Source organism: Paucibacter sp. KCTC 42545, from assembly GCF_001477625.1.
GTDB lineage: Bacteria > Pseudomonadota > Gammaproteobacteria > Burkholderiales > Burkholderiaceae_C > Paucibacter_A.
On record NZ_CP013692.1, the window covers coordinates 4,185,638 to 4,211,755 of the forward strand.

Annotated in this window: 20 protein-coding genes; 10 read left to right on the forward strand and 10 right to left on the reverse strand. The window is 66.2% G+C overall.

Annotated features, from left to right (window positions below):
* Positions 1-39: 39 nt before the first annotated feature.
* Entirely contained in the window at positions 40-1,128 is a 1,089-nt protein-coding gene (locus tag AT984_RS17885) for a flavin monoamine oxidase family protein (protein WP_197418159.1), read from the forward strand.
* A gap of 46 nt (positions 1,129-1,174) precedes the next feature.
* The gene (locus tag AT984_RS17890) at positions 1,175-2,617 is read left to right on the forward strand and encodes a TAXI family TRAP transporter solute-binding subunit (RefSeq protein ID WP_082680144.1); all 1,443 of its coding nucleotides are present in this window, start codon (positions 1,175-1,177) and stop codon (positions 2,615-2,617) included.
* Here the strand turns inward: AT984_RS17890 and AT984_RS17895 are convergent.
* The 5 genes from AT984_RS17895 to AT984_RS17915 all read right to left on the reverse strand — a co-directional run bounded on the left by AT984_RS17895 (position 2,541) and on the right by AT984_RS17915 (position 8,962).
* Entirely contained in the window at positions 2,541-3,467 is a 927-nt protein-coding gene (locus AT984_RS17895; protein WP_058721265.1) for a pseudouridine synthase, read from the reverse strand. The genes AT984_RS17890 and AT984_RS17895 overlap by 77 nt on opposite strands.
* An 18-nt stretch (positions 3,468-3,485) precedes the next feature.
* Complete coding sequence (locus AT984_RS17900; RefSeq protein WP_156422094.1) at positions 3,486-4,514, reverse strand: TIGR02285 family protein; 1,029 nt, start codon at positions 4,512-4,514, stop codon at positions 3,486-3,488.
* 12 nt (positions 4,515-4,526) lie between these two features.
* Entirely contained in the window at positions 4,527-5,831 is a 1,305-nt protein-coding gene (locus AT984_RS17905; protein WP_058721267.1) for a UDP-N-acetylglucosamine 1-carboxyvinyltransferase, read from the reverse strand.
* Positions 5,832-5,910: 79 nt separating this feature from the next.
* Positions 5,911-6,744, reverse strand: coding sequence for an oxygen-dependent tRNA uridine(34) hydroxylase TrhO (gene trhO, locus AT984_RS17910; RefSeq protein ID WP_058721268.1), 834 nt, complete (start codon positions 6,742-6,744; stop codon positions 5,911-5,913).
* A gap of 130 nt (positions 6,745-6,874) precedes the next feature.
* Positions 6,875-8,962, reverse strand: coding sequence for an aminotransferase class V-fold PLP-dependent enzyme (locus AT984_RS17915; RefSeq protein WP_335338574.1), 2,088 nt, complete (start codon positions 8,960-8,962; stop codon positions 6,875-6,877).
* Between the two features lie 136 nt (positions 8,963-9,098).
* On the opposite strand from AT984_RS17915, the gene asd reads away from it, so the two are divergent.
* Positions 9,099-9,926 carry an archaetidylserine decarboxylase gene (asd, locus tag AT984_RS17920; RefSeq protein WP_058722439.1) on the forward strand — a complete coding sequence of 276 codons (828 nt, stop codon included), beginning with the start codon at positions 9,099-9,101 and terminating at the stop codon, positions 9,924-9,926.
* Here asd and AT984_RS17925 read toward each other — a convergent pair.
* Positions 9,853-10,788 carry a LysR family transcriptional regulator gene (locus tag AT984_RS17925; RefSeq protein ID WP_058721269.1) on the reverse strand — a complete coding sequence of 312 codons (936 nt, stop codon included), beginning with the start codon at positions 10,786-10,788 and terminating at the stop codon, positions 9,853-9,855. The genes asd and AT984_RS17925 overlap by 74 nt on opposite strands.
* A 112-nt stretch (positions 10,789-10,900) precedes the next feature.
* Between AT984_RS17925 and AT984_RS17930 the strand changes: the two genes are divergently transcribed.
* Positions 10,901-11,947 (forward strand): aldo/keto reductase, encoded by a 1,047-nt coding sequence (locus AT984_RS17930; RefSeq protein WP_082680145.1) that lies wholly within the window; start codon positions 10,901-10,903, stop codon positions 11,945-11,947.
* On the opposite strand, the gene AT984_RS17935 is transcribed toward AT984_RS17930, so the two are convergent.
* Positions 11,902-14,235 carry a putative bifunctional diguanylate cyclase/phosphodiesterase gene (locus tag AT984_RS17935; RefSeq protein ID WP_156422095.1) on the reverse strand — a complete coding sequence of 778 codons (2,334 nt, stop codon included), beginning with the start codon at positions 14,233-14,235 and terminating at the stop codon, positions 11,902-11,904. The genes AT984_RS17930 and AT984_RS17935 overlap by 46 nt on opposite strands.
* 278 nt (positions 14,236-14,513) lie before the next feature.
* Between AT984_RS17935 and AT984_RS17940 the strand changes: the two genes are divergently transcribed.
* The 4 genes from AT984_RS17940 to AT984_RS17955 all read left to right on the forward strand — a co-directional run bounded on the left by AT984_RS17940 (position 14,514) and on the right by AT984_RS17955 (position 19,551).
* A complete protein-coding gene (locus AT984_RS17940; RefSeq protein ID WP_058721271.1) occupies positions 14,514-15,827 on the forward strand; it encodes a tryptophan--tRNA ligase in 1,314 nt (437 codons plus the stop codon).
* A gap of 247 nt (positions 15,828-16,074) precedes the next feature.
* Positions 16,075-17,769, forward strand: a complete 1,695-nt coding sequence (locus AT984_RS17945) for an AMP-binding protein (RefSeq protein WP_058721272.1) — start codon at positions 16,075-16,077, stop codon at positions 17,767-17,769.
* A gap of 72 nt (positions 17,770-17,841) precedes the next feature.
* Positions 17,842-18,972: a patatin-like phospholipase family protein gene (locus AT984_RS17950; RefSeq protein WP_058721273.1), complete on the forward strand. Its 1,131-nt coding sequence runs from the start codon at positions 17,842-17,844 to the stop codon at positions 18,970-18,972.
* Between the two features lie 156 nt (positions 18,973-19,128).
* A complete protein-coding gene (locus AT984_RS17955) occupies positions 19,129-19,551 on the forward strand; it encodes a hypothetical protein (protein WP_156422096.1) in 423 nt (140 codons plus the stop codon).
* A 74-nt stretch (positions 19,552-19,625) separates the two neighbouring features.
* On the opposite strand, the gene AT984_RS17960 is transcribed toward AT984_RS17955, so the two are convergent.
* On the reverse strand, positions 19,626-22,214 hold the full coding sequence (locus AT984_RS17960) for a zinc-dependent metalloprotease (protein ID WP_058721275.1): 2,589 nt from the start codon (positions 22,212-22,214) through the stop codon (positions 19,626-19,628).
* 265 nt (positions 22,215-22,479) lie between these two features.
* On the reverse strand, positions 22,480-23,148 hold the full coding sequence (locus AT984_RS17965) for a glutathione S-transferase family protein (RefSeq protein WP_058721276.1): 669 nt from the start codon (positions 23,146-23,148) through the stop codon (positions 22,480-22,482).
* Positions 23,149-23,310: 162 nt separating this feature from the next.
* On the opposite strand from AT984_RS17965, the gene AT984_RS17970 reads away from it, so the two are divergent.
* Complete coding sequence (locus tag AT984_RS17970) at positions 23,311-23,958, forward strand: LysE family translocator (RefSeq protein ID WP_058722441.1); 648 nt, start codon at positions 23,311-23,313, stop codon at positions 23,956-23,958.
* Complete coding sequence (locus AT984_RS17975; protein ID WP_058721277.1) at positions 23,958-24,500, forward strand: DUF2939 domain-containing protein; 543 nt, start codon at positions 23,958-23,960, stop codon at positions 24,498-24,500. Before AT984_RS17970 ends, AT984_RS17975 begins: the two co-directional genes overlap by 1 nt.
* On the opposite strand, the gene gshA is transcribed toward AT984_RS17975, so the two are convergent.
* A complete protein-coding gene (gene gshA / locus AT984_RS17980; protein ID WP_058721278.1) occupies positions 24,497-26,038 on the reverse strand; it encodes a glutamate--cysteine ligase in 1,542 nt (513 codons plus the stop codon). The two genes, AT984_RS17975 and gshA, sit on opposite strands and share 4 nt — an antisense overlap.
* Positions 26,039-26,118 lie beyond the last annotated feature (80 nt).

The following is a 26,118-nucleotide window of genomic DNA, read 5'->3' on the forward strand; positions in this document are numbered from 1 at the left end:
CGCGAACGGCCGCCGTCGGAAAACAAGAGAGAGCAAGCAGTGTCTGAATCAAGCATCGTGGTGATCGGCGCGGGCCTGAGCGGCCTGCATGCCGCCTGGCGTTTGCAAGCGGCCGGCCGCGCGGTGCTGCTGCTGGAGGCGCGCGAGCGCGCGGGTGGCCGCATCCTCAGCCTGCCCGGTGCTGAGGCTGCCACGCATCAGCTGGACCTAGGCCCCTCCTGGTACTGGCCCGAGCTCAACCCCCTGCTGAGCGCCTGGGTGCAGCGCCTGGGGCTCAGCAGCTACCCGCAGCACAGCGAGGGCGCCGGCCTGTTCGAAGGGCCGGACGGCAGCCTGCGCCGCCTGGGCCAAAGCTGGGAGCAAGCGCCGCGTTCGATGCGCATTGCCGGCGGCATGGCTGCCCTGGTGGCGGGCATGCAAGCCTTGCTGAGCGATGTGGACTACCGGCCCGGCACGGTGGTGGAAGGGCTGCAGCTGCGGCCCGAAGGCGGCGTGGAGTTGCTGCTGCGCCAGGGCGAGCGCCGCGATGTGCAGCCGGCCGCTGGCGTCATCAGCACGCTGCCGCCGCGCCTGCTGGCGGAGTTGCCGGCACAGCCCGCTTGGCCGCCCGAGCAAATGCAAGCCTGGCGCCGGACGCCGACCTGGATGGCCGGCCAAGCCAAGTTTGTCGCGGTCTATGAACGTGCGTTTTGGCGTGAAGCCGGCTTGTCGGGTGCGGCCATGAGCCAGCGCGGACCGATGGCTGAGATCCATGACGCCTCAAGCGCCAGCGGCGAGGCCGCTGCGCTGTTCGGCTTCGTCGGCTTGCCAGCCGCCCATCGCCAAAGCATGGGGGCTGAGGCCTTGCGCCAGCAGGCGCTGGCCCAGTTGGTACGCCTGTTCGGGCCCCAGGCCGGGCGGCCGCTGAGGATCGCTCTGCAGGACTGGGCCAGCGAGCCCTATACCGCGCATGCCCTGGACCATGCCCCCCTCGGCCATCACCCCAGCTATGCGCCCGGCCGCGTGCCGGCCGACTGGCAAGGCCGACTCTGGCTGGCCGGCACTGAGTTCGCACCGCAATCGGGGGGCTATTTGGAGGGCGCACTGGAAGCGGCCGAGGCGGCCCAAGCAGCCGCTCAGCAAGCGTAAACGAACTGAGGCCCCATCCGGCCAGTCCCTGCGCTATCGTGCCGCCATGAGCACCGCCGCCCAAACGTCCACGCCAGCCCCCCGCCAGCAACCGCGCTTCCTGCCCGAACCCGGGCCCTGGGCCTTGGCCTTGGTGCTGCTGTTGACTGCTGGCCTGCTCGTGCTGGCCTATTGGCTGCTGGATCCCACGCCGGCCAAGCGCATCGTGGTGGCCACCGGGCCTGAGCAAGGCGCTTATGCCGAGTTTGCCAAGCGCTATGTGCCCTTGCTGCAAGCCCAGGGCGTCAAGCTGGAGCTGCGGCCGACGCAAGGGTCGGCCGAGAACCTGGCCTTGCTGCGCGACCCGCGCTCCGGCGTGCATGCCGCCTTTGTGCAGGGCGGCGTGGAGCCACCCGATCGCGACAACCCCGAACCTACCCTGGTGACCCTGGGCAGCGTGGCCTACGAGCCGCTGTGGCTGTTCTACCGCGAAGAAAGCGCCCAGCGCCTGCTCGCCGGCAAGCCGCTGACGCGTTTAAATCAGCTGGGCAACTGGCGCATCAATAGCGGCCCGGCGGGCGGGGGCACGGGGCCGATGTTCCGCCAGATTGCTGACTTGGGCGGCGTGCCTGCGCAAACCCTGCATCGCGGCGGCGCCGGCACGGTCAACGGTGTCGTCAGCCTGGTGCAGGGTCAGGACGATGCCCTGGCCATGGTCGCCGCCCCGGAGGCGCCGTTTGTGCAATACCTGCTGCACACGCCCGGCGTGCAATTGTTCGAGTTTGAGCAGGCCGAGGCCTATGTGCGCCGGCTCGGCTTTCTGCACCCGCTGCGCATGCCGCGCGGCCTGATCGACCCCGCGGCCGACCGCCCGGCCAAAGAGGTGCGCATGATCGCCACTACCGCCTCCCTGGTGGTGCGGGAAGACCTGCACCCGGCCCTGGTGCAATTGCTGGTGCAAGCGGCCGTCAAGGTGCACAGCCAGGCCGGCTGGTTCAGCCGCCAGGGTGAGTTCCCCAATCTGCAGGCGCCCATCTTCCCGGTCTCACCCGAGGCCGAGCGCTTCTACCGCAGCGGCCCGCCCTGGTTGCAGCGCTATCTGCCTTTCTGGCTGGCCAATTTCTTCGACCGCATGTGGATCGTGCTGCTGCCTTTGCTGGCCGTGCTTTTGCCGGCCTCCCGCTTCTTGCCGCCCATCGTCGAGCTGCGCCTGCGTTCGCGCGTGTTCCGCTGGTATGGTCAGTTACGTCAGCTGGAGCTGGCGGCCGGGCAGCGCGCACCAGATCAGCTCAAGCAGGAGTTGGATCAGATCGAAGCCCATGTGGCCGGCATCAAGGTGCCACTGAGCTATGCCGACGAGCTTTACGCCCTACGCACCCACATCGCCATGATCAGGCGAAAGCTTGAGACCACGCCGATGGCGGCGACGGTGACTAGGACAGAGGCACCGCCCCCGTCAGCGCCAGCCGCGTCTCAAAGTGGCGCAGCTGACCCGTCACCGGGTCGGTGAAGCTGAGGCTGCGCGCCAGCAGTTGCAGGGCTTGGCGATAGTCCGGCTCGGTTTCTTCCGGCAAGAGCCGCGGGTAGATGCGATCCCCCAGAATCGGCAGGCCCAGGGCGCTCATCTGAGCGCGCAGCTGGTGCTTTTGCCCGGTTCTCGGTCGCAACTCATAACGCGCCAAACCATTGGGTAGCTGCTCCAGCAATGCGATCTGGGTTTCGGCATTGGGCTCACCCGCCACTTCCTGCATCTGCATAAAGGCCTCGCTGCGTTCTTCCAGCCGGCTGCAGCGCAGCAGCGGCAGGCTCAGCTCTGGCCGGAAGGGGGCAATGGCCTCGTAGACCTTGCTTACGGCGCGGTCGCGGAACAGGTTTTGGTAGGCACCGCGCGTGGCCGGCTTCAGGCTGAACAGCACCAGGCCGGCGGTTTCACGGTCAATGCGGTGCGCGGGCGTGAGCTCGGCCAGGCCGGTGGCCTGGCGCAAGCGGGTCAGCAGGGTCTGCTGCACATAACGGCCGGCCGGCAGCACCGGCAGGAAGTGCGGCTTATCGGCCACCAGCACATACTCGTCCTGAAACAGGATTTCTGCCTCGAACGGAATCTGTGGCTCTTGCGCCAAATGGCGCCAGTAATAGATGCGGCTGCTGGCCCGGTAGGGCGCCGTGGCAGGCAAGACCTGACCCTCTGCATCCAGCACCTCGCCCGCATCGAGGCGGGCCAGCCAGTCGGCCCGGCTGACGCGCGGCAGGCGCTCGCTCAAAAAATCCAGCAGCGTGGCCCAATGCCCGGCCGGGCAAGCCAACGCGCTGGCGGCCACACCGTTGCGCAGCGGCAAATCAAGCTTGGGCGGGCGGCTCACGGCTGACTCACTCGCGATTCATTCGATTTGCGGCCCGCTGCGCGCGCGTTCATCCATATAGCGGCGGATATTGACCAGGTCCTGCTCATCGGCCTGCGGGCCACGCCAGGCGCGGATCCAGGCCTCGCGCTGCGGGTCTTGCGCCAGCTTGCGCACCACTTGGTCGATGGCGGCAATCGCCTTGCGGCCCTCGGGCGTGCGGCTGCATGCGGCCGTGGCCACCGCCGTGCTGCGGCCCTCGGCAATCGGCAGCTTGACCAGTTCGGGGCCAGCCGCGCTGCCCTCGGCGCTCTTGTCGAACTCGTCGACGATGGAGGGGTATTCCAGCGTGTAGTCCATGCGCTGCGCCCGCAGCATGGCCAGCAAATGGTTGCCGCGCCCGCTCGGCAAAGTCTTGGGCGCTTGCTCACCCTGGGCCTGCAGCAGGGCGTCAATCTTGGGGCCGAAAGAGCGCCCACGCGGCAGCAGGCCCACCAGGTCCTTGCGCTGCAAGATATCGCTCAAACTCAAAGGCTGCGCGGCATCCGGGGTGAACTGGGCCAGCTTGTCGCGCCGCACGATGACGTGGATCTGGCGCGAAAACTGCGGCGGGTACAGGTGGGTGAAATAGAGCCAGCTCAGGCGCTCCGGCGTACGCACATGCAGCACCGAGCAAATGGTCTGCCCCTGGCGCACCAAGGTTTCAAAGCGGGGCATGCCGGCATCGACAAAACCATGGCGGAACTGCGGCATGCGCTCGACCATGAGCCGCAAGAAACCGTCGATTTCACCGCGACCGAGATCGTCGATGCTGCGCGGCGCGCGGCCATTGATGTAGCTGAAATGAGGCGGGTAGTCTTGCACCAGCCACTGCATCGTGAACGCTGGCTCGGCAGCGGCGACCACCGTCGGCGCGAACGACGCGCCGGGCGATGCAGCCGGAGATGCGTTCGCAGCGGCCACCAAGGGGCCAGCAGCTGCGCCGCCAGCGCTCAGGGCCATGGCCGCCAAAGCCGCAAGCGTCGCTTGCGCCGCACCCAGCTTGGCGCGCATCAAGAACGACAGCACCGCCACCTCGCCTTACTCGCCTTCCACCCACTCGATGCGGGCGCCCAGGCTGCAGATGTTTTCCACAAACTGCGGGTGGGCGCGGCGGATCGGCGTGGCGTTGCGGATCACCGACTTGCCAGGGATGCTGGCCGCCACCATCAGCAGGGCGATGGCCACGCGGATGATGTAGGGGCTTTCGACCTCGGCGGCATGCAGAGGCTTGCCGCCGAAAGTGACCATGCGGTGCGGGTCAGACAGGAAGGCATGACCGCCGAACTTGCTCAGCTCCGAGGTCCAGCCCATGGCGCCGTCGTAAATTTTGTTCCAGAACATCACGCTGCCTTCGGCCTTGATGCCCAGGGCCACAAAAATCGGCAGCAGGTCCACCGGCACATAGGGCCAGGGAGCAGCTTCCACCTTTTGCAAGATATTGCGGGTGAAGGGTTCTTTCACCTTCAGCGGGCCATTCGTCACCGCGCGCGACCAGCCGTTCTCATGCACGATCTGCACGCCGAACTTGGCGAAAGTGCGGTCCAGCAAGGGGAACTGCTCGGGCGTGGAGTTGCGCACCTCGACCTGGCCGCCGGTGATGGCGCCCAGGGCCAGGAAGGTGACGATCTCGTGGAAGTCTTCGGCAAAAGTGAACTCGCCGCCGCCCAGGGCGTCCACGCCGGTGATGCTCAGGCGCGAGGTGCCCAGGCCGTCGATCTTGGCGCCCAGCATCTGCAAGAAGGTGCAGAACTCCTGCACATGCGGCTCGGAAGCGGCATTGGTCAGGGTGGAGCGGCCGGCCGCCAGGGCGGCGCAGAGCACGAAGTTCTCGGTGGTGGTGACCGAGGCGTAGTCGGTCCAGTGATCGTTGGCGCGCAGCTTGGCTTGGGCCACTTGCAGCACCAGGCCGTCGGGCTGGCGCGTCACCTCGGCGCCGAAGCGCTGGAAGACTTCCACATGCGGGTCAATCTCGCGCACGCCCAGGGTGCAGCCGGTCACATCGTCTTCGATGCGGGCGGCGCCAAAGCGCGCCATCAGGCCCGGCACCAGCATGATGGAGCTGCGCATTTCCTCGGGCAGGCGGTCTTTGGCCGCGTCGAAATGGGTGTCTCGGTGATGCACATCGAGCACGCCGCTGGCGTAATCCATGGACACCAAGCTGCCCAGGTTGCGGAACACCTCGAGGATCTTCTTGACGTCGGTGATCTCAGGCACGCCGCGCAGCCGCACCGGCTCACGGGTCAGGAGCGTGGCGCACAGCACCGGCAGCACGGCATTCTTATTGGCCGAAGGAATGATGCGGCCGGCAAGTGGCGTGCCGCCGTGGACGATCAAATTGGACATGAGGCGTGGGCGTGTAGGGAATGGGCCGCCCGCAGGCGCAGGGCGGCGAATAAGATTATCCGTGTTTGCTTTGGCCCGCTCAGGCGCCGGGGTCAAGCCGCTTGGCCCGGGCCAGGCGCCAGGCCTCATCGGGCAGGCCGGCGTAAACCTCTTCGGCCGTGGTGGCGGTTTCCTGCAGCTTGGTGTCGATGGCGATGCGCTTGTCGAACACGAAGAGTTCGCCCTCCCAGTCGCGCTCGGCGTCGGGCAGGGCTTCGAAATAGTTGACGATGCCGCCGTCGAGTTGGTAGACGTCCAGGCCCTGCTCCTGCATCCAGGCGCTGGTCTTCTCGCAGCGGATGCCGCCGGTGCAATACATGGCGATGCGCTTGCCTTCGGCCTTCCATTCTTCGGCATGACTGGCCACATAGGCCGGGAAGTCGCGGAAGTGCGCCACTTCCGGGTCCACCGCGTTCTTAAAGCGGCCGAGCTTGAACTCGAAGCTATTGCGGTTGTCCAGCACCAGCACATCGGGCTGGGCGATCAGCTCGCGCCACTGCGCCGGCGGCACATGGGTATTGGGCTTGCTGGCGTCCGGCAAACCGCTGACGCCCGGCACACCGAAGGCCACGATCTCGGGCTTGGTGTGCACTTTGATGAGGGTGAAAGGCTTGCTCGTGCAAGCGCTGTGCTTGAACCACATGCCGGTGAAGGCGCCATCGAAAACGGGATCTTGCTGCAAGGCCAGCTCGAACTTGGCCAGCGCCTGCGCCGGCCCGGCAATCGCCGCGCTGATGCCTTCGGGCGCGACCAGGATATTGCCGCCCAACTCAGTGCTGATCTCACGCAGGCGCTGCGCCACGCGCTCCGGCTCAGCCAGGGTGACAAAGCGGTAAAACGAGCTGTGGATATGGGAATCGGAAAGGTCTGGCATGGGCGCTGGAGCAAGAAAGTTCTGGCCCAGCAAGAGCTGCCGAGCCAGCGCCTATTTGACCATTCATTGCCGGGCCGGGCTCGGCGGGCTCGGACACCTTGCCCGCTTGGCGCCCCTTGCCGAGCCTGCCTCAGACCATCAGGGCCGGATCACTGAGAGCCGCGCTCAAGGCGGCCTGAGCCGGCAACAGCGCCAGCCCACCGCTCAGCGACCAGGCCTGCGTGTGGCCCAAACGCGCCAGCGCTTGCGCGGCCTGGCGGCTACGGTTGCCGCTGCGGCAGTACAGCAGCAGCGGACGCGGCGCGGCCAACAAATCCGGCAAGGCATTGAGCAGGCGCGACAGCGGCACGGCCTGGCGTGGGCCCAGGCCCGCCAGTTCGAGGTTATTGGTCAGGAACTGCTCATAGGGCTCGCGCACATCGATCAAAAGCGCATCGGGATATTTCGCAACAAACTCGGCCAGCTGGGCCGCCTCGAGTTGCAGGTCCGGCGTGGCGCTGTCGGGTGCGGCGCGCTGCGCCAGCGTTTGCGCCGCGTCCTGTGCCGGCGCGAACAAGGCGTGGGCCGGCAGCAGCGCCAGCGCAACAGCCGGCAGCTCCTCAACGCCCAGCGGCGTGAAGACGATGTGGGGTGCTTGGCCCTCACGGCTCAGCAGCAGGGCTTGTTGCGGGCGATCGCCATGCGAGGCTAGGCGCACACGGCTGAGCTGCTGAGCGCCCAGATCAAGGCTCGCCGCTTGCGCCGGCCAGCCCAGGGCGTCGATGTCTTGCGCGCAAGTAGCGCCCAGGCTGGGCAGTTCCTCCGCCAGCAATTGGCGCGCCTCGGCATGCAGGGCGTCGCCGCTGGTGCTGAGCACGGCCTGCAGCGGATAGCCCTGGCAAGCCAGCAATTGCGCCAGGCGCGGCACTTGTTCGGGCAAGGGGTCGATCAGCACGCAGCGCTTGGCGGCGGCATCGGCAATCAAATAGCAGCAAGCGCCTTCCAGCGTGAAGCGGGTGATGCCTTTGCCCTCCACCGCCAAGTTGTCCGCCGGGCTCATGCAATTGCGGCGCAGCGATTCACCACAAGCGCGGATGCGAGCGCAGGCTTCGTCGATGAAGGCCTCGTCCACCGCCGGGCCGATGGACAGGCGCACCGCGCCGGCCGCCTGCCAATCCGGCAAGCCCATGGCCTGCAGCACAAAGCTGGGCTGGGCCTTGGCGGCGCTGCAGGCCGAGCCGCCGCTGATGCGGCATTCGGCCGCGTCAAACAAGTCTTGCAGCAGGCGCGAGCTCAGGCCCGGCACGGCGAAATTGAGCGTGGTCGGCAGGCTTTGATCCAGCGGCACATTGAAGACCAGGCCGGGGAAGGCGTCCAGCAAGGCATCGGCCAGGCGCTGGCGATAGACGCTCAGCGTCGCGTGGTCACGGAAGGTCTGGCCATCGTGCAGCGCCGCCAGCACCGCACCCAGAGCCGCAATGCCGGACATGTTTTCGGTGCCGGAGCGGCGGCTGCCCTCCTGCCCGCCGCCCGCCATCAGCGGGGTGAAGGGCGCGCCCTCACGCACATAGAGCAGGCCAATGCCCTTGGGCGCATACAGCTTGTGGCCGGAGAAGGGCGCGTAGTCGATGCGCGTGCCGGCCAATTTCAGCGGCAACTTGCCCAGGGCTTGCACGCCGTCCACCATCCAGAAGCAGGGGCTGTTGCCCAGCGCGGCGGCGATGCCTGCCAGATCGCTGATGACGCCGGTTTCGTTATTGGCGGCCATGGTGCAGACCAGGCCGGCGCGCGGCGCCTCGCGGCGCAGCCAGTCCAGATCGTGATGGCCCAGGCGGTCAACCGGAATGGCTAGGACCTGCAGGCCTAAGCTCAGCACATCGTTCCAATGCCGCAGCGCCTCGGGCACGGCCTTATGTTCGGTGGCGCCGTAGAGCAGCAGTTCAGCCTGGCGGTCGCCGCCATCGCGGCGCTCGCGCAAGGCGTGCAGGGCCGACAGCACGGCGGTTTGAATGCCCTCGGTGGCGCCGCTGACGAAAAGCAATTGGCCGCTGCCGGTGTCCAGCAGGGCTTTGGCCCGCTCACGGGTGGCGTCCATCATGGCGCGGGCCTTCAGGCCGGTGCTGTGGACGCTGCTGGGGTTGCCAAAGTCGTCCGCCATGGCCTGCATAGCGGCGCGTGCGGCTTGCGCCAACACCGGGGTGGTGGCATTGGCGTCGAGGTAGATTTCCATGCTGTCCATACGTTTTGTATTCTTAAGTCACTATCGTAACCACCCCCGCCTGCGCCCCCGGCGCCCACCTACAATCCCGCACCGCTTCAGCTCACCCGTCTTCACTGTGCCTAACGCCCGCATCAAAGTCCTGCCCCAATACCTGATGCCCAAGCAGGCACTGACCTGGATCGCCGGCAAATTCGCCTCGGCCCGGCTGGGTGGCTTGACCACCAGCGTGATCCGCCGCTTCGTCGCCCGCTACGAAGTCAATATGGCCGAAGCGGCCAATCCCGATATCGCCAGCTACGCGAGCTTCAACGAATTCTTCACCCGCGCCCTCAAGCCCGGCGCCCGCCCACTGGCGGTGGCCGAGTTGATCTGCCCGGTGGATGGCCGCATCAGCCAATTCGGCCGCATCGAGGGCGAGCAGATTTTTCAGGCCAAGGACCATCAATTCAGCACCACCGCCTTGGTGGGCGGAGACGCGGCGCTGGCGGCGCAGTTCCGCGACGGCCTGTTCGCCAACCTCTACCTCAGCCCACGCGACTATCACCGCATCCACATGCCTTGCGATGGCCGCCTGCTGCGCATGATCCATGTGCCGGGCGAGCTGTTCTCGGTCAACCCGGTCACGGCCGAGGGCGTGCCGGGCCTGTTCGCGCGCAATGAGCGCGTGGTCTGCGTGTTCGAGGGCTCGCAAGGCCCTTGGATCATGGTGCTGGTCGGTGCCACCATCGTGGGCAGCATGGCCACGGTATGGCATGGCGTGGTCAACCCGCCGCGCCCGGGCCATTTGCGGGACTGGCAATATGCCGATCAGAACATCGTGCTCAAACAAGGCGATGAGCTGGGCCGCTTCCTGCTGGGCTCCACCGTGGTGATGCTCTTCCCCAAGTCGCAGGGCGATGCCCTGTCCTTCAACCCGGCGTGGCAGCCGGCCGGGCCGGTGCGCCTGGGTGAGGTGATGGCGACACGTTCAGCAGCTCAATAAAAGCCCGCAATGCCGGGCTGGCCTGGCGCCGCCCCGGGTAATACAGGGCAAAGCCGGTGCCCGGCGGGCAATAGTCGCCCAGCACCTGGCACAGGCGGCCGCTGCTGAGGTGTTCACGCGCCGCCTGCTCGTAGACATAGGCAAAGCCAACGCCATCCAGCGCCGCCGCCAGGGCCACGCTCTGGTCGTCCACCGTCAAGCCGCCGTTGACGGAGAGGGTCATGGCTTGGCCAGCCTGCTCAAACTCCCACTGAAACAGCGCACCGCTGGCAAAGCGCTGGCGGATGCAGGGCAGGCGCAGCAAATCGCCCGGCACTTGCGGCGCGCCGTGGCGTGCGATCAGCTCGGGCGTGGCCACCACCACAAAGCGCTGCGGGCCGCCCAGCGGCAGCGCCACCATATCGCCCGGCAAACGCTCGGCAAAGCGCACGCCCGCATCAAAGCCTTGCTCGACGATGTCTACCAAATCGTCTTGCGTGCACAACTCCAGCTGCACCTGCGGATAAGCCGCCAAGAAGCGCGCCACCAGCGGCGCCAGCAGCAAACGCGCCGCGCTGCGCGGCACGCTCAGCCGCAAGGTGCCGGCCACGGTCTCGCGCCACTCACCCACGCTGGCAAAAGCCTGTTCCAGCTGGCGCAGGGCCGGCAGGGCCTGGGCCAGTAACTGCTCGCCCGCCGCCGTCAGGGCCACGCTGCGGGTTGAGCGGTTCAGCAGCGCCAGCCCCAGGCCCTGCTCCAGGCGCTGCATGGCCTGGCTGACCGCCGAAGGGCTCAGGCCCAAGACCGCAGCGGCACGGCGATAGCTCCGCGCCTGGGCCACGGCGGCAAAGATGCGCAATTGCTGGAAGTCGGGGGTGCTCATCGCCGCGATTGTGAAGCAGGACTGAACGCCTCATGCGGCCCGGCGAGGCTAGGCGCCGGCCGGCGCGGGCGCCAAGATGGCGGCACCGCATCACACACCGAAAGCCACAGCCATGAGCACCACAACGAGCAACAGCATCAGCAGCACCCCGTTTGACCTGACACGCACGCTGGCCGGCCAGCGAGTTCCGGCCATTGGCCTGGGCTGCATGGGCATGAGCGAGTTCTACGGCCAGATCGACGACGCCGAGTCTCTGGCGACCTTGCATGCCGCACATGCCCTGGGCCTGCGCCATTTCGACACCGCCGACACCTACGACGCCGGGCATAACGAGGAATTGCTGGGGCGCTTTCTGGCCCAGCTCAGCCCGGCCCAGCGCGCCGAGCTGTGCATCGCCAGCAAGTTCGGCATCCAGCGTCCGCCGGGCACGTATGAGCGCCATATCGACAACTCCCCGGCCTATATCCGCAGCGCCTGCGAAGCCTCGCTCAAACGCCTGGGGCTGGAGCAGATCGGCCTCTACTACGTGCACCGGCGTGACCCGCGCCAGCCCATCGACCAGGTGATGCAGACCCTGGGCGAGCTCAAAGCCGAGGGCAAGATCGGCGCCATTGGCTTGTCGGAAGTCAGCCTCGACACCTTGCAGCGCGCCCACGCCGTGCACCCGGTGGCGGCGCTGCAAAGCGAGTATTCGCTGTGGGAGCGCGGCGCCGAGGCGCAGATGCTGCCCGCCACCGCCGCACTGGGCATTGCCTTTGTGGCCTACAGCCCGCTGGGCCGGGCGCTGCTCAGCGCCGCCTTGCCTGCCACGCAAGACCTGGCAGCGAACGACTTCCGCCGCCAACTGCCCCGCTTCAATGGCGCCGCGGGTGAGCAGAACCGCCTGCTTGCCGCAAGCCTGGCCGAGCTGGCGCGCGAGTGGGGCGTGGCCCAGGCCTCGCAGCTGGCGCTGGCCTGGGTTTTGCACAAACAGCCGCATGCCTTGGTGATCCCGGGCACCCGGCGTCAAAGCCATCTGCGCAGCAACTGGGCCGCGGGCGGCTTGCGCCTGAGCCCGGCGCAGCTGCAAACCCTGGATGATTTGTTCCGCCCCGGCGCAGTGGCCGGTGAGCGTTACACCGAGGGCGGCTGGGTGGGCATCGAGTCGGCCCGCGCTTGAGCTTGAGCTTGAACCTCCGTCTGCGCGGCCCAATCGGCCAGCAAGGCGCCCGCCTGCTCGGCTGACAAAGGCCGGCCGAGCAAATAGCCTTGCAGCTGGGTGCAGCCCAATTGCTCGGCAGCGGCGGCCTGTTCTTCGGTTTCCACCCCTTCGGCCACGATGTCCAGGCTGAGCGCCTGACCCAAGGCGCAAGTCACCTTGACCACGGCGCTGGCGCCGGCCTCGGGCAGCGGGGCGATCATGCTGCGGTCCAGCTTCATTGCGCTGATCGGCAGATTGCGCAGCATGGTCAGCGAGGACTGGCCGGTGCCGAAGTCGTCCAGCGCGCACAAGACGCCGGCCGCGCGCAGCAAGCGCAGCTGCGGCATCACCTGGTCCAGGTGAGCGATGGCCGCCGTCTCGGTGATTTCGATTTCCAGGCAGGTGGCGGGCAAGCCACGGGCCTTGAGTTCGCCCAACAGGCCGCTGGCAAAAGCGCCGTCCTCGAACTGCAGCGGCGAGACATTGACGGCCAGGCTCAGCAGCCGCCCATGCAAGTCCTGCCACTCACGCAGCTGGCGCATGGCCATATCGAGGATCAGGCCGCCCAGGGCATTGATCTGACCAGTGCGCTCCGCCGCGGGTACAAAGTCCACCGGGCTGACCCGCCCCCAGTCAGGGCGCTGCCAGCGCACCAGGGCCTCAAAGCCGCAGAGTTCGCGTGAGTGCGCCAGGAACTTGGGCTGGTACTCCAGCACAAACTGCTGCTCGGCGATGGCGCGGCCGAGCGCTTGTTCGGCCTCCAGGCGCGCGCGCGAGTCGCCCTTCATGCTGGGCTCGAAAAACACGAAAGCAGTGCCGGCCCGCGCCTTGGCCCGGTGCATGGCTGCATCGGCGGCGCGCAGCAGATTGGCGCCGTCCAGGCCATCGCGCGGGAACAGGGCCACGCCCACCGACATGTGCACATACAACTCGGCACCTTCCACGGCGAAGGGGCTGTGCAGCAAATCCAGCAGCAGCTCGACTTGGCTCTGCACCGCCTGCGGCTCGGCCACGCCTTCGAGCAACACCAAAAACTGGTCTTCGCCCAGGCGCGCCAAGGTGGCTTCCACCGGCAACTCCAGGCTCAGGCGCTTGGCCACCGCGCGCAGCAAGGCGTCACCCACCTCATGGCCCAGGTTTTCGTTGACCAGCTGGAAGCGGTCCAGGTCGGCCGAGATCAGGGCAAAGGGCGCGGAGCCGGTGCGGGTGAGTTGACGCAGGCGCTCAACGGCGAAGTTGCGGTTGGGTAAATCGGTCAACTCATCATGCATGGCCTGGCGCAACAAGGCGTCCACGGCAATCTGGCGCGAGCTGTCGTCGATCATCACCATCAGCTCGGCCGGCTGGCCGTCCCACTGGATATGGCTGGACAAGCCGCGCACATAGATCTGCCGCCCGTCCATGGTCATGCGGCCGCCCTCCCATTCGATACGCGCCTTGGGGTCGGACATCACCAGGCGGTTGCGCTCACGGATCGCCTCTTGCTGGTCTGGCGGCACCAGGCGCGTCAACAGATTGCGGCTGACTGCCAAGTCCGCGTCCGTCACGCCGTAGATGCTCTTGGCCGCCGGATTGCCATAAACCAGCTTGTGGTTTTGCACCACCAGCAGGCCTTGTAGGGAATGCTCGGCCAGCTGCGAAAAGCGCTCGGCCTGCTGACGCGCTTCCTTGTGTGCGCGCGCCACCGACAAAAACATCAGCCCCAAGGACAAGGTGGTTTGCACAAACAGGCCCGCAATATGCGGCACGGCCGAGCGCCCCAGGGGGTCAAAGACAGGCGTCAAGATATGCGCAAACCCGGCCGTGACAAAGCACATGGCCACAAAACGTTCGCCCGAATTGCCCCCCCGGCCCAGCCACCAAGCGCATTGCCAAGCACCCACGGCCAGATAAATGGAGGCAGCCAGCACGGCGTAGCGGTGATCCAATTCCGCCAAGCCCATCAGGCTGCCCATCAACAGCAGGAAAATCGGCAACCAAACTTGGCGCTTCCAGCTGAGCCGGCGGTAAATCCGCGCGCCGCCGGTGCGCAAGGCCATGGAGCCCATCGCCAGGGCAGCGGAAGTGCCCACCATCAATTTGTGGAACATGCTGCCGTCCTGATCGGGCAGCAAGCCCAGGCCCAGAGCCAGAGCGCCCGACAGCAAAATCCAGCTCCAACCCCAGTAGCGCACATACAGATGCTGCGGCGCCTGACGCCACAGCATCAACAGGGCCAGCCCCAAAAGGGCATTCAGTCCAGCGCCAGTCAGGATCAGGGCGGTCATGAAACTCCCGAAGCATTGCAGCCAAGCCGCCAGAAGGTGCGCGGGCCACAAGGACAGTGAAAAGGGAAGGTCGCAACCATCCTAGCCGCTGGCACAGCAAGCTCCACATGATTCTTGCTGGCGGGCAGCCGCTTGAGCAAGTTGGCGCATCGCTTGGGCGACAAATCAGGGCAGCTCACATGCTGAGACAATGCGAGCAGACATGGCAGCAGCCCTGGCGCCACCCGCGCCGGCTGCCGCCGGCGTTTTCGATCTCAAGCACAGCATCCTGACCCACCATGACTCAACGCGTTCTGACCGGCATCACCACCACCGGCACCTTGCACCTCGGCAACTTCGTCGGCGCGATCCGCCCCGCCATTGCCGCTAGTCAGGAAATCGGCGTGGAGAGCTTTTTCTTCATGGCGGATTACCATGCCCTGATCAAATGCGATGAGCCCGAGCGGATTGCGCGTTCGCGCCTGGAAATCGCCGCCACCTGGCTGGCCGCCGGCCTGGATACCTCGCGGGTCACCTTCTACCGCCAGAGCGACATCCCCGAAATCCCCGAGCTGACTTGGCTGCTGACCTGCGTCACCTCCAAAGGTCAGATGAACCGGGCCCATGCCTACAAAGCCGCCACCGATGCCAATAGCGCCGCTGGCGAAGATGTGGACGCCGGCATCACCATGGGCCTCTACAGCTACCCCATCCTGATGGCGGCCGACATCCTGATCTTCAACGCCCACCGCGTGCCGGTCGGCAAGGACCAGGTCCAGCACATCGAGATGGCGCGCGATGTGGCCCAGCGCTTCAACCACCAGTTCGGCGGCGGCCAGGACTTCTTCGTGCTGCCCGAGGCGAATGTGGAAGACGACGTGGCCCTGCTGCCCGGCCTGGACGGCCGCAAGATGAGCAAGAGCTACGACAACAGCATTCCGCTGTTCGAAGGCGGCGCCAAGGCGTTGAAGGAAGCGATTGCGCGCATCGTCACCGACTCCAAGCTGCCCGGTGAGCCCAAGGATCCCGAAGGCCAGGCCCTGGTCACCATTTACGACGCCTTCGCCACGCCGCAACAGCGCGCCGACTTCCGCGCCGCCTTGCGCGCCGGCCTGGCCTGGGGTGAGGCCAAACACCAACTGTTCGAATTGATCGAGGCGCAGATTGGCCCGATGCGTGCCCGCTACGCCGAGCTGATGGCCCACCCGGAGCGCCTCGAAGCCATTCTGCAAGAAGGTGCGGCCAAGGCGCGCCGCCTGGCCGGCCCCTTGCTGGCCCGCGCCCGAGAGGCCGTGGGCCTGCGCAGCTTTGTGGCCAGCGCTGCCGCCCCGCAAGCGGGCCACGCCAAGGCGGCCAAGCCGGCGCTGCCCGTCTTCAAGCAATACCGCGAGGCCGACGGCCAGTTCTACTTCAAGCTCAACGCCGCCGACGGCACGCTGCTGCTGCAAAGCCAGGGCTTTGCCGAAGGCCGTGCCGCCGGGCAATGGGTGGCCCGCCTCAAGCGCGAAGGCGCCGCGGCCCTGGCCGAGTTGCCCCAACAAGCGGACTTGGCCGCCGACCCGGCCGTGCTGAACGCTGCCTTGAGCGCGCTGCAACAGGCCGAAGCCGGCTGAGCGGCCCGGGCCCGGATCGGCCCGGCGTACCACCGCCCCTGCCCAGCAAACAGGCCAGGGGCGGTTCCCAACACCTTGAGATCGCCTTTGCTGCGCGCCAGCGCAGGCGGAGCCCTTGGCGAGTGGGCGCAGACAGCACGATTGTTCGAGCCGCGGCTCTAATCGACGCCTTCTCCCGGATAACCCGCTGATCCCAAACGCACGAACGCGCTAGATTGCGTGACATAAAAGACAGGAGACAAATTCGATGCCTACCCTTGCCGCCGATAGCTTGGCCTTGCAACGCTTCTATCACTGGGAAAAGAGCAGCCCGAACCGCCTGGCCCTGACCCAGCCCATGGGTGGCGGTCAGCTGAAGGAATTCACCTGGGCCGAAGTGGGCGAACAAACGCGCCGCATGGCCGCGCATTTGAAAGCCCTCGGGCAAGCGCAGGGCTGGGAGCCAGGCGCCAAGGTGGCCATCCTGTCCAAGAACTGCGCCTGGTGGTTGCTGAGCGATCTGGCCATCTGGATGGCGGGTTATGTCTCGGTGCCGCTCTACCCGACGCTGGCACCGGAAACGATCCGCCAAATCCTCACCCACAGCGAGGCGCGCGCCTGCTTCATCGGCAAGCTGGACGGCTGGGGCGGCATGAAGTCCGGCGTGCCCGAAGGGCTGCAATGCTTCAGCTACCCGCTGTCACCGGCTGACGCACAGAAGGACTACGAGGGCTGGGACGCCATCTGCGCCCGCAACGAGCCGCTGCAAGGCCAGCCCCTGCGCCAGGCCGATGAGCTGGCTACCTTGATCTATACCTCGGGCACCACCGGTGCGCCCAAGGGCGTGATGCACAGCTTCGGCGCCTTCGCCTGGGCCATGAGCGCAGCGCTGGAACGCATTCCGATGAGCGCGCAAGACCGCATGCTGAGCTATCTGCCGCTGGCCCATGTGGTGGAGCGGGTGCTGGTGGAGCATGGCTGGCTGCACACCGGCTTCTCGGTGTTTTTCGCCGAAAGCCTGGAGAGCTTTGCCGCTGACTTGCAGCGCGCCCGGCCCACCATCTTCTTCTCGGTGCCGCGCCTGTGGGTCAAGTTCCAGCAGGGCGTGCAGGCCAAGATGCCGGAGAAAAAGCTGGCGCTCTTGCTCTCGCTCCCCATCATCGGTGGCCTGGTGCGCAAGAAGATCATGAAGGCCTTGGGCCTGGATCAGTGCCGCATCGCCGCTGGTGGCGCCGCACCCATGCCGGTGGCGCTGCTGAACTGGTACCGCCGCCTGGGCCTGCCCATCAACGAGGGCTATGGCATGACCGAGAACCTGGCGGTCTCGCACATCACCATCCCCGGCCGCGACCAGACCGGCAGCGTGGGCCCCGCCTACAAGGGTGTGGAGTGCCGCATCGACCCCGCCAATGGCGAGTTGCAGATGCGCAGCCCCGCCGTGATGCTGGGCTATTACAAAGAGCCCAAGCTCAGCGCCGAGGTCATGACCGCGGACGGCTGGTTCCGCACCGGTGACAAGGCCAAGATTGACGAGCATGGCTGCGCGCACATCACCGGCCGGGTCAAAGACTTGTTCAAGACCAGCAAGGGCAAGTATGTGGCGCCCGCGCCGATCGAAGACAGCCTGGGCGCCTACCCCGGCGTGGAGGCCTGCGTGGTGACCGGCGCCAATTTGGGCCAGCCGGTCGGCATCGTGATGCTCTCTCCCACCGTGGCCAGCGCCAGCGCGGCCGAACGCAGCGCCATCAGCGAAGGCCTGAGCGCCCACCTGGCCGCCGTCAATGCCAAGCTCGACCCGCATGAGCAACTCGACTGCGTGACCGTGATCACCACGCCCTGGACGGTGGACAACGGCTTCATCACCCCGACCTTCAAGGTCAAGCGCAACCATATCGAAGAGGTCTACGGGCCCAAGCTCGAAGGCTGGGCGGCGCAACGCAAGCCGGTGGTCTTCGGCGACTGAGCCGCGCGCTGAAGGGCTTGCTGCCGGCGCCGGGCCACAATGGCCCGGTCGTCGTCAGCCCGAGCCCGCCTCATGAACCCTGTTCAAACCCGGTCAGCCCCAGCGATCCAAGCGCCCGTCAATCTGGCCCTGCAGGGCGGCGGTTCACACGGCGCCTTCACCTGGGGCGTGCTGGACGCCTTGCTGGAAGACGGCCGCATCAGCTTCGAAGGCATCAGCGGCACCAGCGCCGGCGCCATGAATGCGGTGGCCATGGCCCATGGTTTTGCCCAGGCGCAAGCCAAGGCAAGACCTGACCCCCGCGAGGCCGCGCGTGAAGCGCTGAAAAGCTTCTGGGATGGCATCGTGCGCATGGGCGCGTTTGGCAATGCCCTGACGGCCGCGGAGCGCGCGCCGTTTTCCCTGCTCTTCGGCCCCTGCGGCAGCGAGTACTCACCCGCCGCCAGCTGGATGAATGCGATGAGCACCATCTGGTCCAGCACCCTCTCGCCCTACCAGAGCAATCCGCTGGACATCAACCCGCTGCGCCACTTCGTGGCCGAGCAGATCGACTTCGACGCCCTGGCGCACGCCAGCAAGGCCGGCACCGCGCCCAAGGTCTTCGTGGTGGCCACCGAGGTGCGCAGCGGCAAGGCCGAGGTGTTCTCGGGCAAGCGCCTGACGCTGGACGCGGTGATGGCCTCGGCCTGCCTGCCCACCTTGTTTCGAGCGGTTGAAATTGAAGGCCTGCATTACTGGGACGGCGGCTACTGCGGCAACCCCGCCATTCACCCGCTGATCTACCAATGCCAGGGGCGCGACATCGTGCTGGTGCAGATCAACCCGATCCAGCGTGACGAACTGCCCACCCACAGCGCGCAAATCATGGACCGGATCAACGAAGTCACCTTCAACGCCGGCCTGGTGGCCGAGATGCGCGCCATCGATTTCGTCAAACGCCTGCTGGCCGAAGGCAAGCTGGACCCGGCGCATTACAAAGACGTGCTGATGCACCGCATCGACGGCGGCGCCGAATTGGATGCCTTTGGCGCCAGCAGCAAAACCTCCACCGACGCCACCCTGATCCAAGACCTGCACAACTTGGGCCGCAGCCACGCCCAGGCCTGGCTGGCCCAGCACAGCGAGGACTTGGGCCAGCGCAGCAGCATCAATATCAAGCGCGACTATCTGGACGATTTGCGCATGCCGGTGCATGGCGACTGAGGCCCGAAGTCAGGGACATCAGGGACAAGTCACGAATTCGTCACCCATGCCCGGGCCTGCCCACGCAGAATGATTTGGCCAGCACGGCGTGCTGTACTGCACCGCACTACGCCCGCCGAAGACCTGGATCACATCAACAGCCTGGGAGAACACGCCATGTCAGACCTGTGGAACAAAGTCAAAGAAGCCGCTCACGACGCCGGTGAGGCACTTGCGGAAGCCAGCAAGCAAGTGGCCGAGAAGGCCGAAGTGCTGGGCGACAAGGCCTCGGCCGCCGCCAGCAGCGCCTGGGACGCCACCAAGGAAGCCACCCACGAGGCGGTGGCCAGCGCCAGCGAGTTGGCGCACAAGGCCGGCGAGAAGGCCGCTGAAGTGGCGGCCGAAGTGGCCGCCAAAACAGCGGAAGCTGCCGGCCATGCGGCGGACAAGACTTCGGAATTGGCCAAGCAAGCGGCCGATAAGGCCACTGAACTGGCCAAACAGGCCGCAGACAAAAGCGCCGAGTTGAGCGCCCAGGCCGTGGCTGCGATCAAGTCAGGCTCTGATGCCGCAGCCCCCGGCAAAAAAGATCAGGCCTGAACCGCGCTCACGCAGACAAGAAAAAGCCGCCCGGCGCAAACCGGGCGGCTTTTTTTCAGGGAGATCGCCGGATCTCAGTGTGGCCAGCAGCTCTCATCGTGGCCATGCGAGTCGCCCAAGGCGCGCGCGCCGGGCATGGCCGCGGCGGCCGCGCTCGGGGCTGGCAGGCCGCGTGGGTCGAGCGCACGGTTGGTCAGGTCCAGCAGCTCATCGGCTTGAGCCTTCACCGTTCTGTCGCCCGCGCCTGCCCTGTTGGCGAACAGGGTCTTGAGCGTCTTCAGCTCGGCGCGGATGGAGGCCTTGGCGTCATCGGTGCCGGCGCTGCTGGCCGCCACCAGGCGCTCACCCAACTGCTCGACGTAGGCGCGCTGCAGATTGCGGCGTGCTGCCGTGATCTTGCTGCCGCCGAGCTGCAGCTCGCCGAAGATGCCGGCGCGCAAGTCCGCTAACAACTCATCTACACGGTAGGCCTGGCCATCAACGGCGGCCGTTTCCTGCGCCTGCAAGCGTGCCAAGCGGCTGCGGTCAAGCAGGCTGCGCAGGGCATTGCGCTGCTGGTTCAGCAGCAGATTGCCCGGCTCTTGCGGACGCACCCGCTCGACGATGGCCGGCTCAAACAACCAGCTCGGCGTTTTGAACAATTGCTCGTTCAAGAAGGCCACGGCCTGCGCCTGCTTGGCTTTGCTGGCCGGGGCGTAGACCGCGCCGGCTTGCCCGCCATGCTTGTTGTGGAAGTTGTAGCCGCCGACGATGGCCGCCACATGACCCAGCTCACGCCCCCACTGCGACCAAGTGGCGCGGTAGAGGTCCTCCAGCGTCTTGTCGTCTTGGCCAGCCTTGAGCGTCATGCCCGGCAGCATCTTGACGATGCGTTGCAGGTTCTTGATGCCCAAAGTGGTGGCGTAGACCGCGTCCGCATCGCCCACGGCCTCGGTGGTGTCGCCATATTCACCCTCACCCTTGGGGGAGGTGAAGCGCAGCCAGGGCTTGCTGTCCTGGGCGCGAATCCAGCTGTCCAGCACCGGCTTTTCGGCGGCGGCTGTCTTGGCTTCGGGGATGGGGGTGTAGCCCCACTGCGTGGCGAAGATGTCGTAGGGGCCGATCTTGGGGATCAGCAGGGCCGGGTCGATCTTGTCTTCCGGCTGCACCAGATAGTTGATGCGGCTGTAGTCCATCAAGGTGGGCACATGGCCCATTTCCTTGAGCCACTTGGCATCGCGCAGCTTGTCCACCGGGTAGAGCGAGCTGGCCTTCATATTGTGCGGGAAGCCGAGCGAGTGGCCGACCTCATGCGTCACCACATAGCCGACCAGATCGCCCATCAAATCGTCCGGCAGGGGCAGCGATTGCGCGCGCTTGTCCACCGCGCCCGCCTGCGTCACGTACCAGTCGCGCTGCAGCTGCATGATGTTGTGATACATCACGATATTGGCGTTCAGGATCTCGCCGCTGCGTGGATCGCTGAGGTGCGGACCGTAGGCATTGGGGATCGGCGAGGGCACCCAGCGAATGATGCTGTAGCGCACATCGGCGGGGTCAAACTCGGGGTCTTCTTCCTTGCTCGGGAAGGGACGCGCCTGCACCGCGTTCTTGAAGCCGGCCGCCTCGAAGGCCACATTCCAGGCCTCGATGCCGCGCTTCACAAAGGGCACCAAATTGGTCGGCGTGCTCTTGTCGATGTACCAGACGATGGGCTTGACGGGCTCGCTTAGCGCCGCCGTCGGGTCCTTCTTCTCCAGGCGCCAGCGGGTGATCAAGCGCTCGCGCTTGCTTTCATGCGCGTCGCTGCCGTAGTCCACCTTGGCAATGCTGAAAAAGCCCACCCGGTCGTCCATCACCCGCGCCTGCATGGGCGTGTCGGGCAGTTGCACGATGTTGTAGGCCACGCTGACGCTGGCGCTCTTGGGCGGCACCGGCGGCAACACAAAGCCCGGCGGCAAGCCGGGTGGCAGCACCGGCGGCGTATTGATCAAGCCATAGGTTTGCACCGCATCCACACGCAAGCTGGTGGGGAAGGCACGGCTGTTTTCAACATAGCTGCGCGAGGCGTCAAGGCCCGAGCCTTTGAGGATGCCGCGTGCCGAGAAATCGCCCACCTCGGAGCTGAACAGACGCGAGACCTCGATCACCGGCGCACCGTTCTTGCCAAAAGCTTCGATGGGGAAGCTCATCAAGACCGTGTCGCGCTGCGCCGCTTCCACCGCGCTGGCGATGGGCCGGGCCGGGTCGGCCACTGCCGCATGCGAAACGGTCTGGAAGTAAAGCTTGTTGCCTTGCTGAACAAAGCGCACCACATCCTCATTCAGCGCCTTGCCCACATGGTCCACCCCGGTAGGCACGGCAGTGGCCGTGGCCACCATCAGCAAGGGCTTGTCCAGCAAGGCCTTGGGGATTTCGAAGTACAGCTTGCCCTTGACGTTATGCACATTGAACAGGCCGGCCTGCGATTTCGCATCCGCGGTGATGACCTTGTCGAAGGGCTTGGGCTCCTGATCCGGCGCTGCGGCCGGGGGGCGCGCACCGGGGGCAGCCGCGCTGGCGGCAGCACCTGCGGGCACAGGCGCTTCTTGGGCCTGGCTGCTCAGCGCAGCCAACATCAGCCCAGCCAAGGCAATGGCGCTCAGGGCCGGCGCTTGGCGCTTGGGGTGTGTCTTCAAAGTCATGGATGTCCTCAGTTTCTCCGGTGCCCGAATTCTGAACCCGGCGCGCAGCAATCACGAAAGTCATCTCCCTAGGGTTGACCCGGGGCCGAGCCGCCTAGGGCTAGGGATGCTCTGCATCAATCAAGGCGAGGCCTTGTCGTGCGGATTGGGATGGGCTGCAAGGCGCCCTTTGAAGCCAATAACCTAGCTATTTGCGAAAAGTGCAACGCAGCAGAACGCCCAAGTCCGCGCTAGCAAGGACCGACCTGATTGGTGCAGAGCGTCCCTAGGGGCGAAGGTCCGGTGCCGGCGTTGTCGGCACGCCTTGTGCCTGCGCGGCCTCGTGCTGGATGCGCAAAGCCCGCTGGAAGGCGGGCCGTGCCTGCAGCCTTTTCCAGTAGGCCGCCACGGCCGGGCCGAATTGATCCGCCAGGCCCAGATGCTGAGCCAGCAGCAGGGCATAGCCCACCGCCACATCGGCGGCGGTGAAGCGGCCGGCGCATAAGAAGTCCTGCCCCTGCAGGCCGGCCTCTACGGCGCGCAAACGGGCCAGGAACCAGCGCTGATAGTCCGCCGCCACCTGGGGCTGGCGGCGCTCGGGCGCTTCGAAATAGCGGTAGCGCAGCAGCAGGGTTTGCGGGAAGGTCAGCGTGGCGTCGCTCATATGCAGCCAGTTGAGGTAACTGGCAAACGCAGCGTCATCCACCGCCACGTCCAAGCCGCCAGGGCTGTGGCGGGCGGCCAAGTATTGGCAAATGGCGGCTGACTCACTCAGCCGTGCGGCGCCGTCCACCAGCAGCGGCACGGTGCCCAGCGGGTTGTGCTGCAAGAACTCACGTGCCAAGGCGCGCGGCGGGAAGGGCAGCATCTGCAGTTGGTAAGGCAGGCCCAGTTCCTCCAGCAGCCACAAGGGACGCAGGGAGCGAGCACTGACGCAGTGGTAGAGCGTGATCATGGCGCGGTGGCTTGGCGGCAAGAGAGTTACGGGGATCGACCTGCGGCCACGCCAGGGCGCGACGGGTCTTGGCTGAGTTGGGCCCCGAGTATTGCTCAGGCCGCACCCGCTTGGGCGCAGCCGGCGCGCCTATGATCAAGGTCAATCTGGAGATTGCCGCCCGTGTTTGGTACCCAAGACCTGAGTCTGTTCATCATTTCCGGCCTGTTGCTCAATATCGCGCCGGGGCCTGATTCGCTGCTGATCATGACGCGCAGCGCCACCCAGGGCTGGCGCGCCGGTTCGGCCGCGGCTTTTGGCATCGGCGCCGGCACTTGTGTGCATGTGCTGGCGGCGGCGCTGGGCTTGTCGGCCTTGCTGGCGGCGTCGAGCTGGGCTTTTACGGCGGTCAAGGCGGCGGGTGCCGCCTATCTGCTCTACCTGGGCCTGAGCATGCTGCTGAGCCGAAGCAAGGTACCAGCACACGAGCAACAAGCACCGGCGGAAACCACAGCGAGCGTGCCGAACTACCGCAAGATCTTTGCTCAGGGCTTTTTGACCAATGTGCTGAACCCCAAGGTGGCCTTGTTCTTCCTGGCCTTTGTGCCGCAGTTCATCGCCCCGCAGGCCGAGAACAAGGCGCTGGCCTTCATCGTGCTGGGTGCCATCTTCAATTTCAACAGCATGTTGTGGTGCAACGGCCTGGCCTTGTTCACCGACCTGGCCAGCCGCCGCGTGCGGGTGAGCCAGACGCTCGGCCTGTGGCTGAACCGGGCCATCGGCGCCTTGTTCTTGTCTTTCGGCCTCAAATTGGCCTTGGCGGAGCATTGATGCGCGCGCGCATGCTGTGGGGCGCTACGCTGCTGAGCCTGAGTCTGCTGCTGGGCGCCAGCATCGCCAGCCCCTGGTGGCACGTGCAGCAAATGCGCCAGGCGGCGCAGGCACGCGATGCGGCGGCCTTGAGCGAATACGTTGACTGGGAGCAATTGCGCGCCAACCTCAAGTTCGGCGTGCAGCACCGCTTGGCTCATCAGAGCGTGAACGCGCGCGGCGAACCGACCAAGGCCGCCAGCCTTGGCGCGGCCGTGGCAGCGGCCCTGCTAGGCCCCTTGGTGGACCAGCTGATCACCCCGCAAAGCCTGGCCCGCATCCTGCAAGGCCAGCCGCCCGAAACAGCGGTAATTCCAGCGCTGGAGCTGGGCAAGCCCAGCCAGGCGGCGGGTCAGCCCAACATCAGCATGGCCTATGCCGGCCTGAACCGCTTTGTCTGCAGCATCCAATCAGCCGGCCATGGGGAGGAGCCCATTCATCTGGTGCTGCACCGCCAGGGCTTGCTGAGCTGGAGGCTGGCCGAGCTGAGCTTGCCGGGCTAAACCGCCATGCGCTGCGGCGCCAGGTATTGCTGGCGATAGGCTTCGAAGTCCAGCACATCGGCCGCCTCGATGCGGGCCTGCTCAGCCAGCGAGGCTGCCGCCTGCGCCTCGAAGCGGGCCGCCATCTCGGCGCTGTAAGGCATGGCCAGCAAGGTCTGGCGGGTCTGCTCGGACTGTTCGCGCAAAAAGGCCACGTAGGAGTTGTCGAACTCTTGCTGCATGCTGGCCAGCAGGCGTGCCGAAGGGGTGGATTCGGGATGGGCCAGCGTGCTTTGTGCCGCGGCCAAGGCCTGGGCATAGGCTTCGCCGCCATGCGCCGCGTCCAGCGCCTGCGCCATCGGCAGGCACTGCGCCAGCAACTCGGCACCCCAGTCTTGCAAAGAGCGCGTGCCGGCCGCGCCGCCCACCATTTGCAGGCGCAGCTGAGGGTCACGGCCGTGGCCAGCCACCAGATGCTGGTTGTGCGCCAAAGCGCGAATTTCCTCAGGCGTGTCGGGCGGGCTGGGCTGGGTCAGGCAATGCAGCAAGAAGACGTCGAGGAAGCGCACCGTTTGCGCGGCGATGCCCACCGGAACAAAGGGATCGAGGTCCATGCAGCGCACTTCCACATATTCCACGCCGCGTTCGCGCAGGGCATGCAGAGGCCGCTCGCCCGGCTGGATCACACGCTTGGGGCGGATGGTGCCGTAGAACTCGTTTTCGATCTGCAGCAAGCTGGTGCTGAGTTGGTTGTAATCGCCGCCCGGGTTTTGCACGCCGATGGCTTCATAGGCCGGGTAGGGCCGGGTCAGCGCGTCTTGCAAAGAGGCGCCGTAGCTTTCCAGGCTGTTGTAGCTGACCGCCAGCGAGCTTTGCGCATCGCTCTGGTAACCCAGGCGGCCCATGCGCAAGCTGGTGCCGTAGGGCATGTGCAGCGAACCCGCGCCGATAGGCTGCAGCTCATGCTGGCGCCCGGCCACAAAGCTGGAGCACAAAGCCGGCGAAGCGCCGAACAGATAAAGCAGCAAGAAGGAATGGCGGCGGAAGTTGCGGATCAGGCCGAAGTACTGCTCGCTGCTCACACCCGGCAGCGACCAGTTGTAATGAATGCCCGAGATGGTCTGCATGCGGCGCCCGTAGCGCTGGCCCAGGCCCATGCGGTAGACGCTCTTGCTGCGGCCGATATTGGATTTGCCGTAACGGCCCAGCGGAATCGTCTCGTCGGTGGGCAGGCCGCAGGGCATGGAGCCGACCCACAGGCGCTCTGCCGTGGGCTGTCTGCCCAGGGTTTGGTAGACCGCCTGATGCACTTCGGTCAGTTCTTGCAGGCAGCTCTCGACCCCGGCATGCACGCCGGTGATCAATTCCACCTGCGACTCGCTGAAGTCGGTGGTGATGTGGGGATGTGTCAGTGCCGAGCCCAGGGGCAGGGGGTGGGGCGTCAGCGCCAGCATGCCGCTGGGCAGGACGCGCAGGCTTTCCTTCTCGATGCCACGGCGGATGCCCAGCAACTCGGTGCTCGTGATGGCGCTCAGGCGCTTGTTGTCGTTATCGCTCATGCTCTCGAGCCTCCATTGCCAAATTCAGCGCGCACGGTAACAGAGCGCGGCAACGCCGTCTTGACACAGGGCACTGCAAA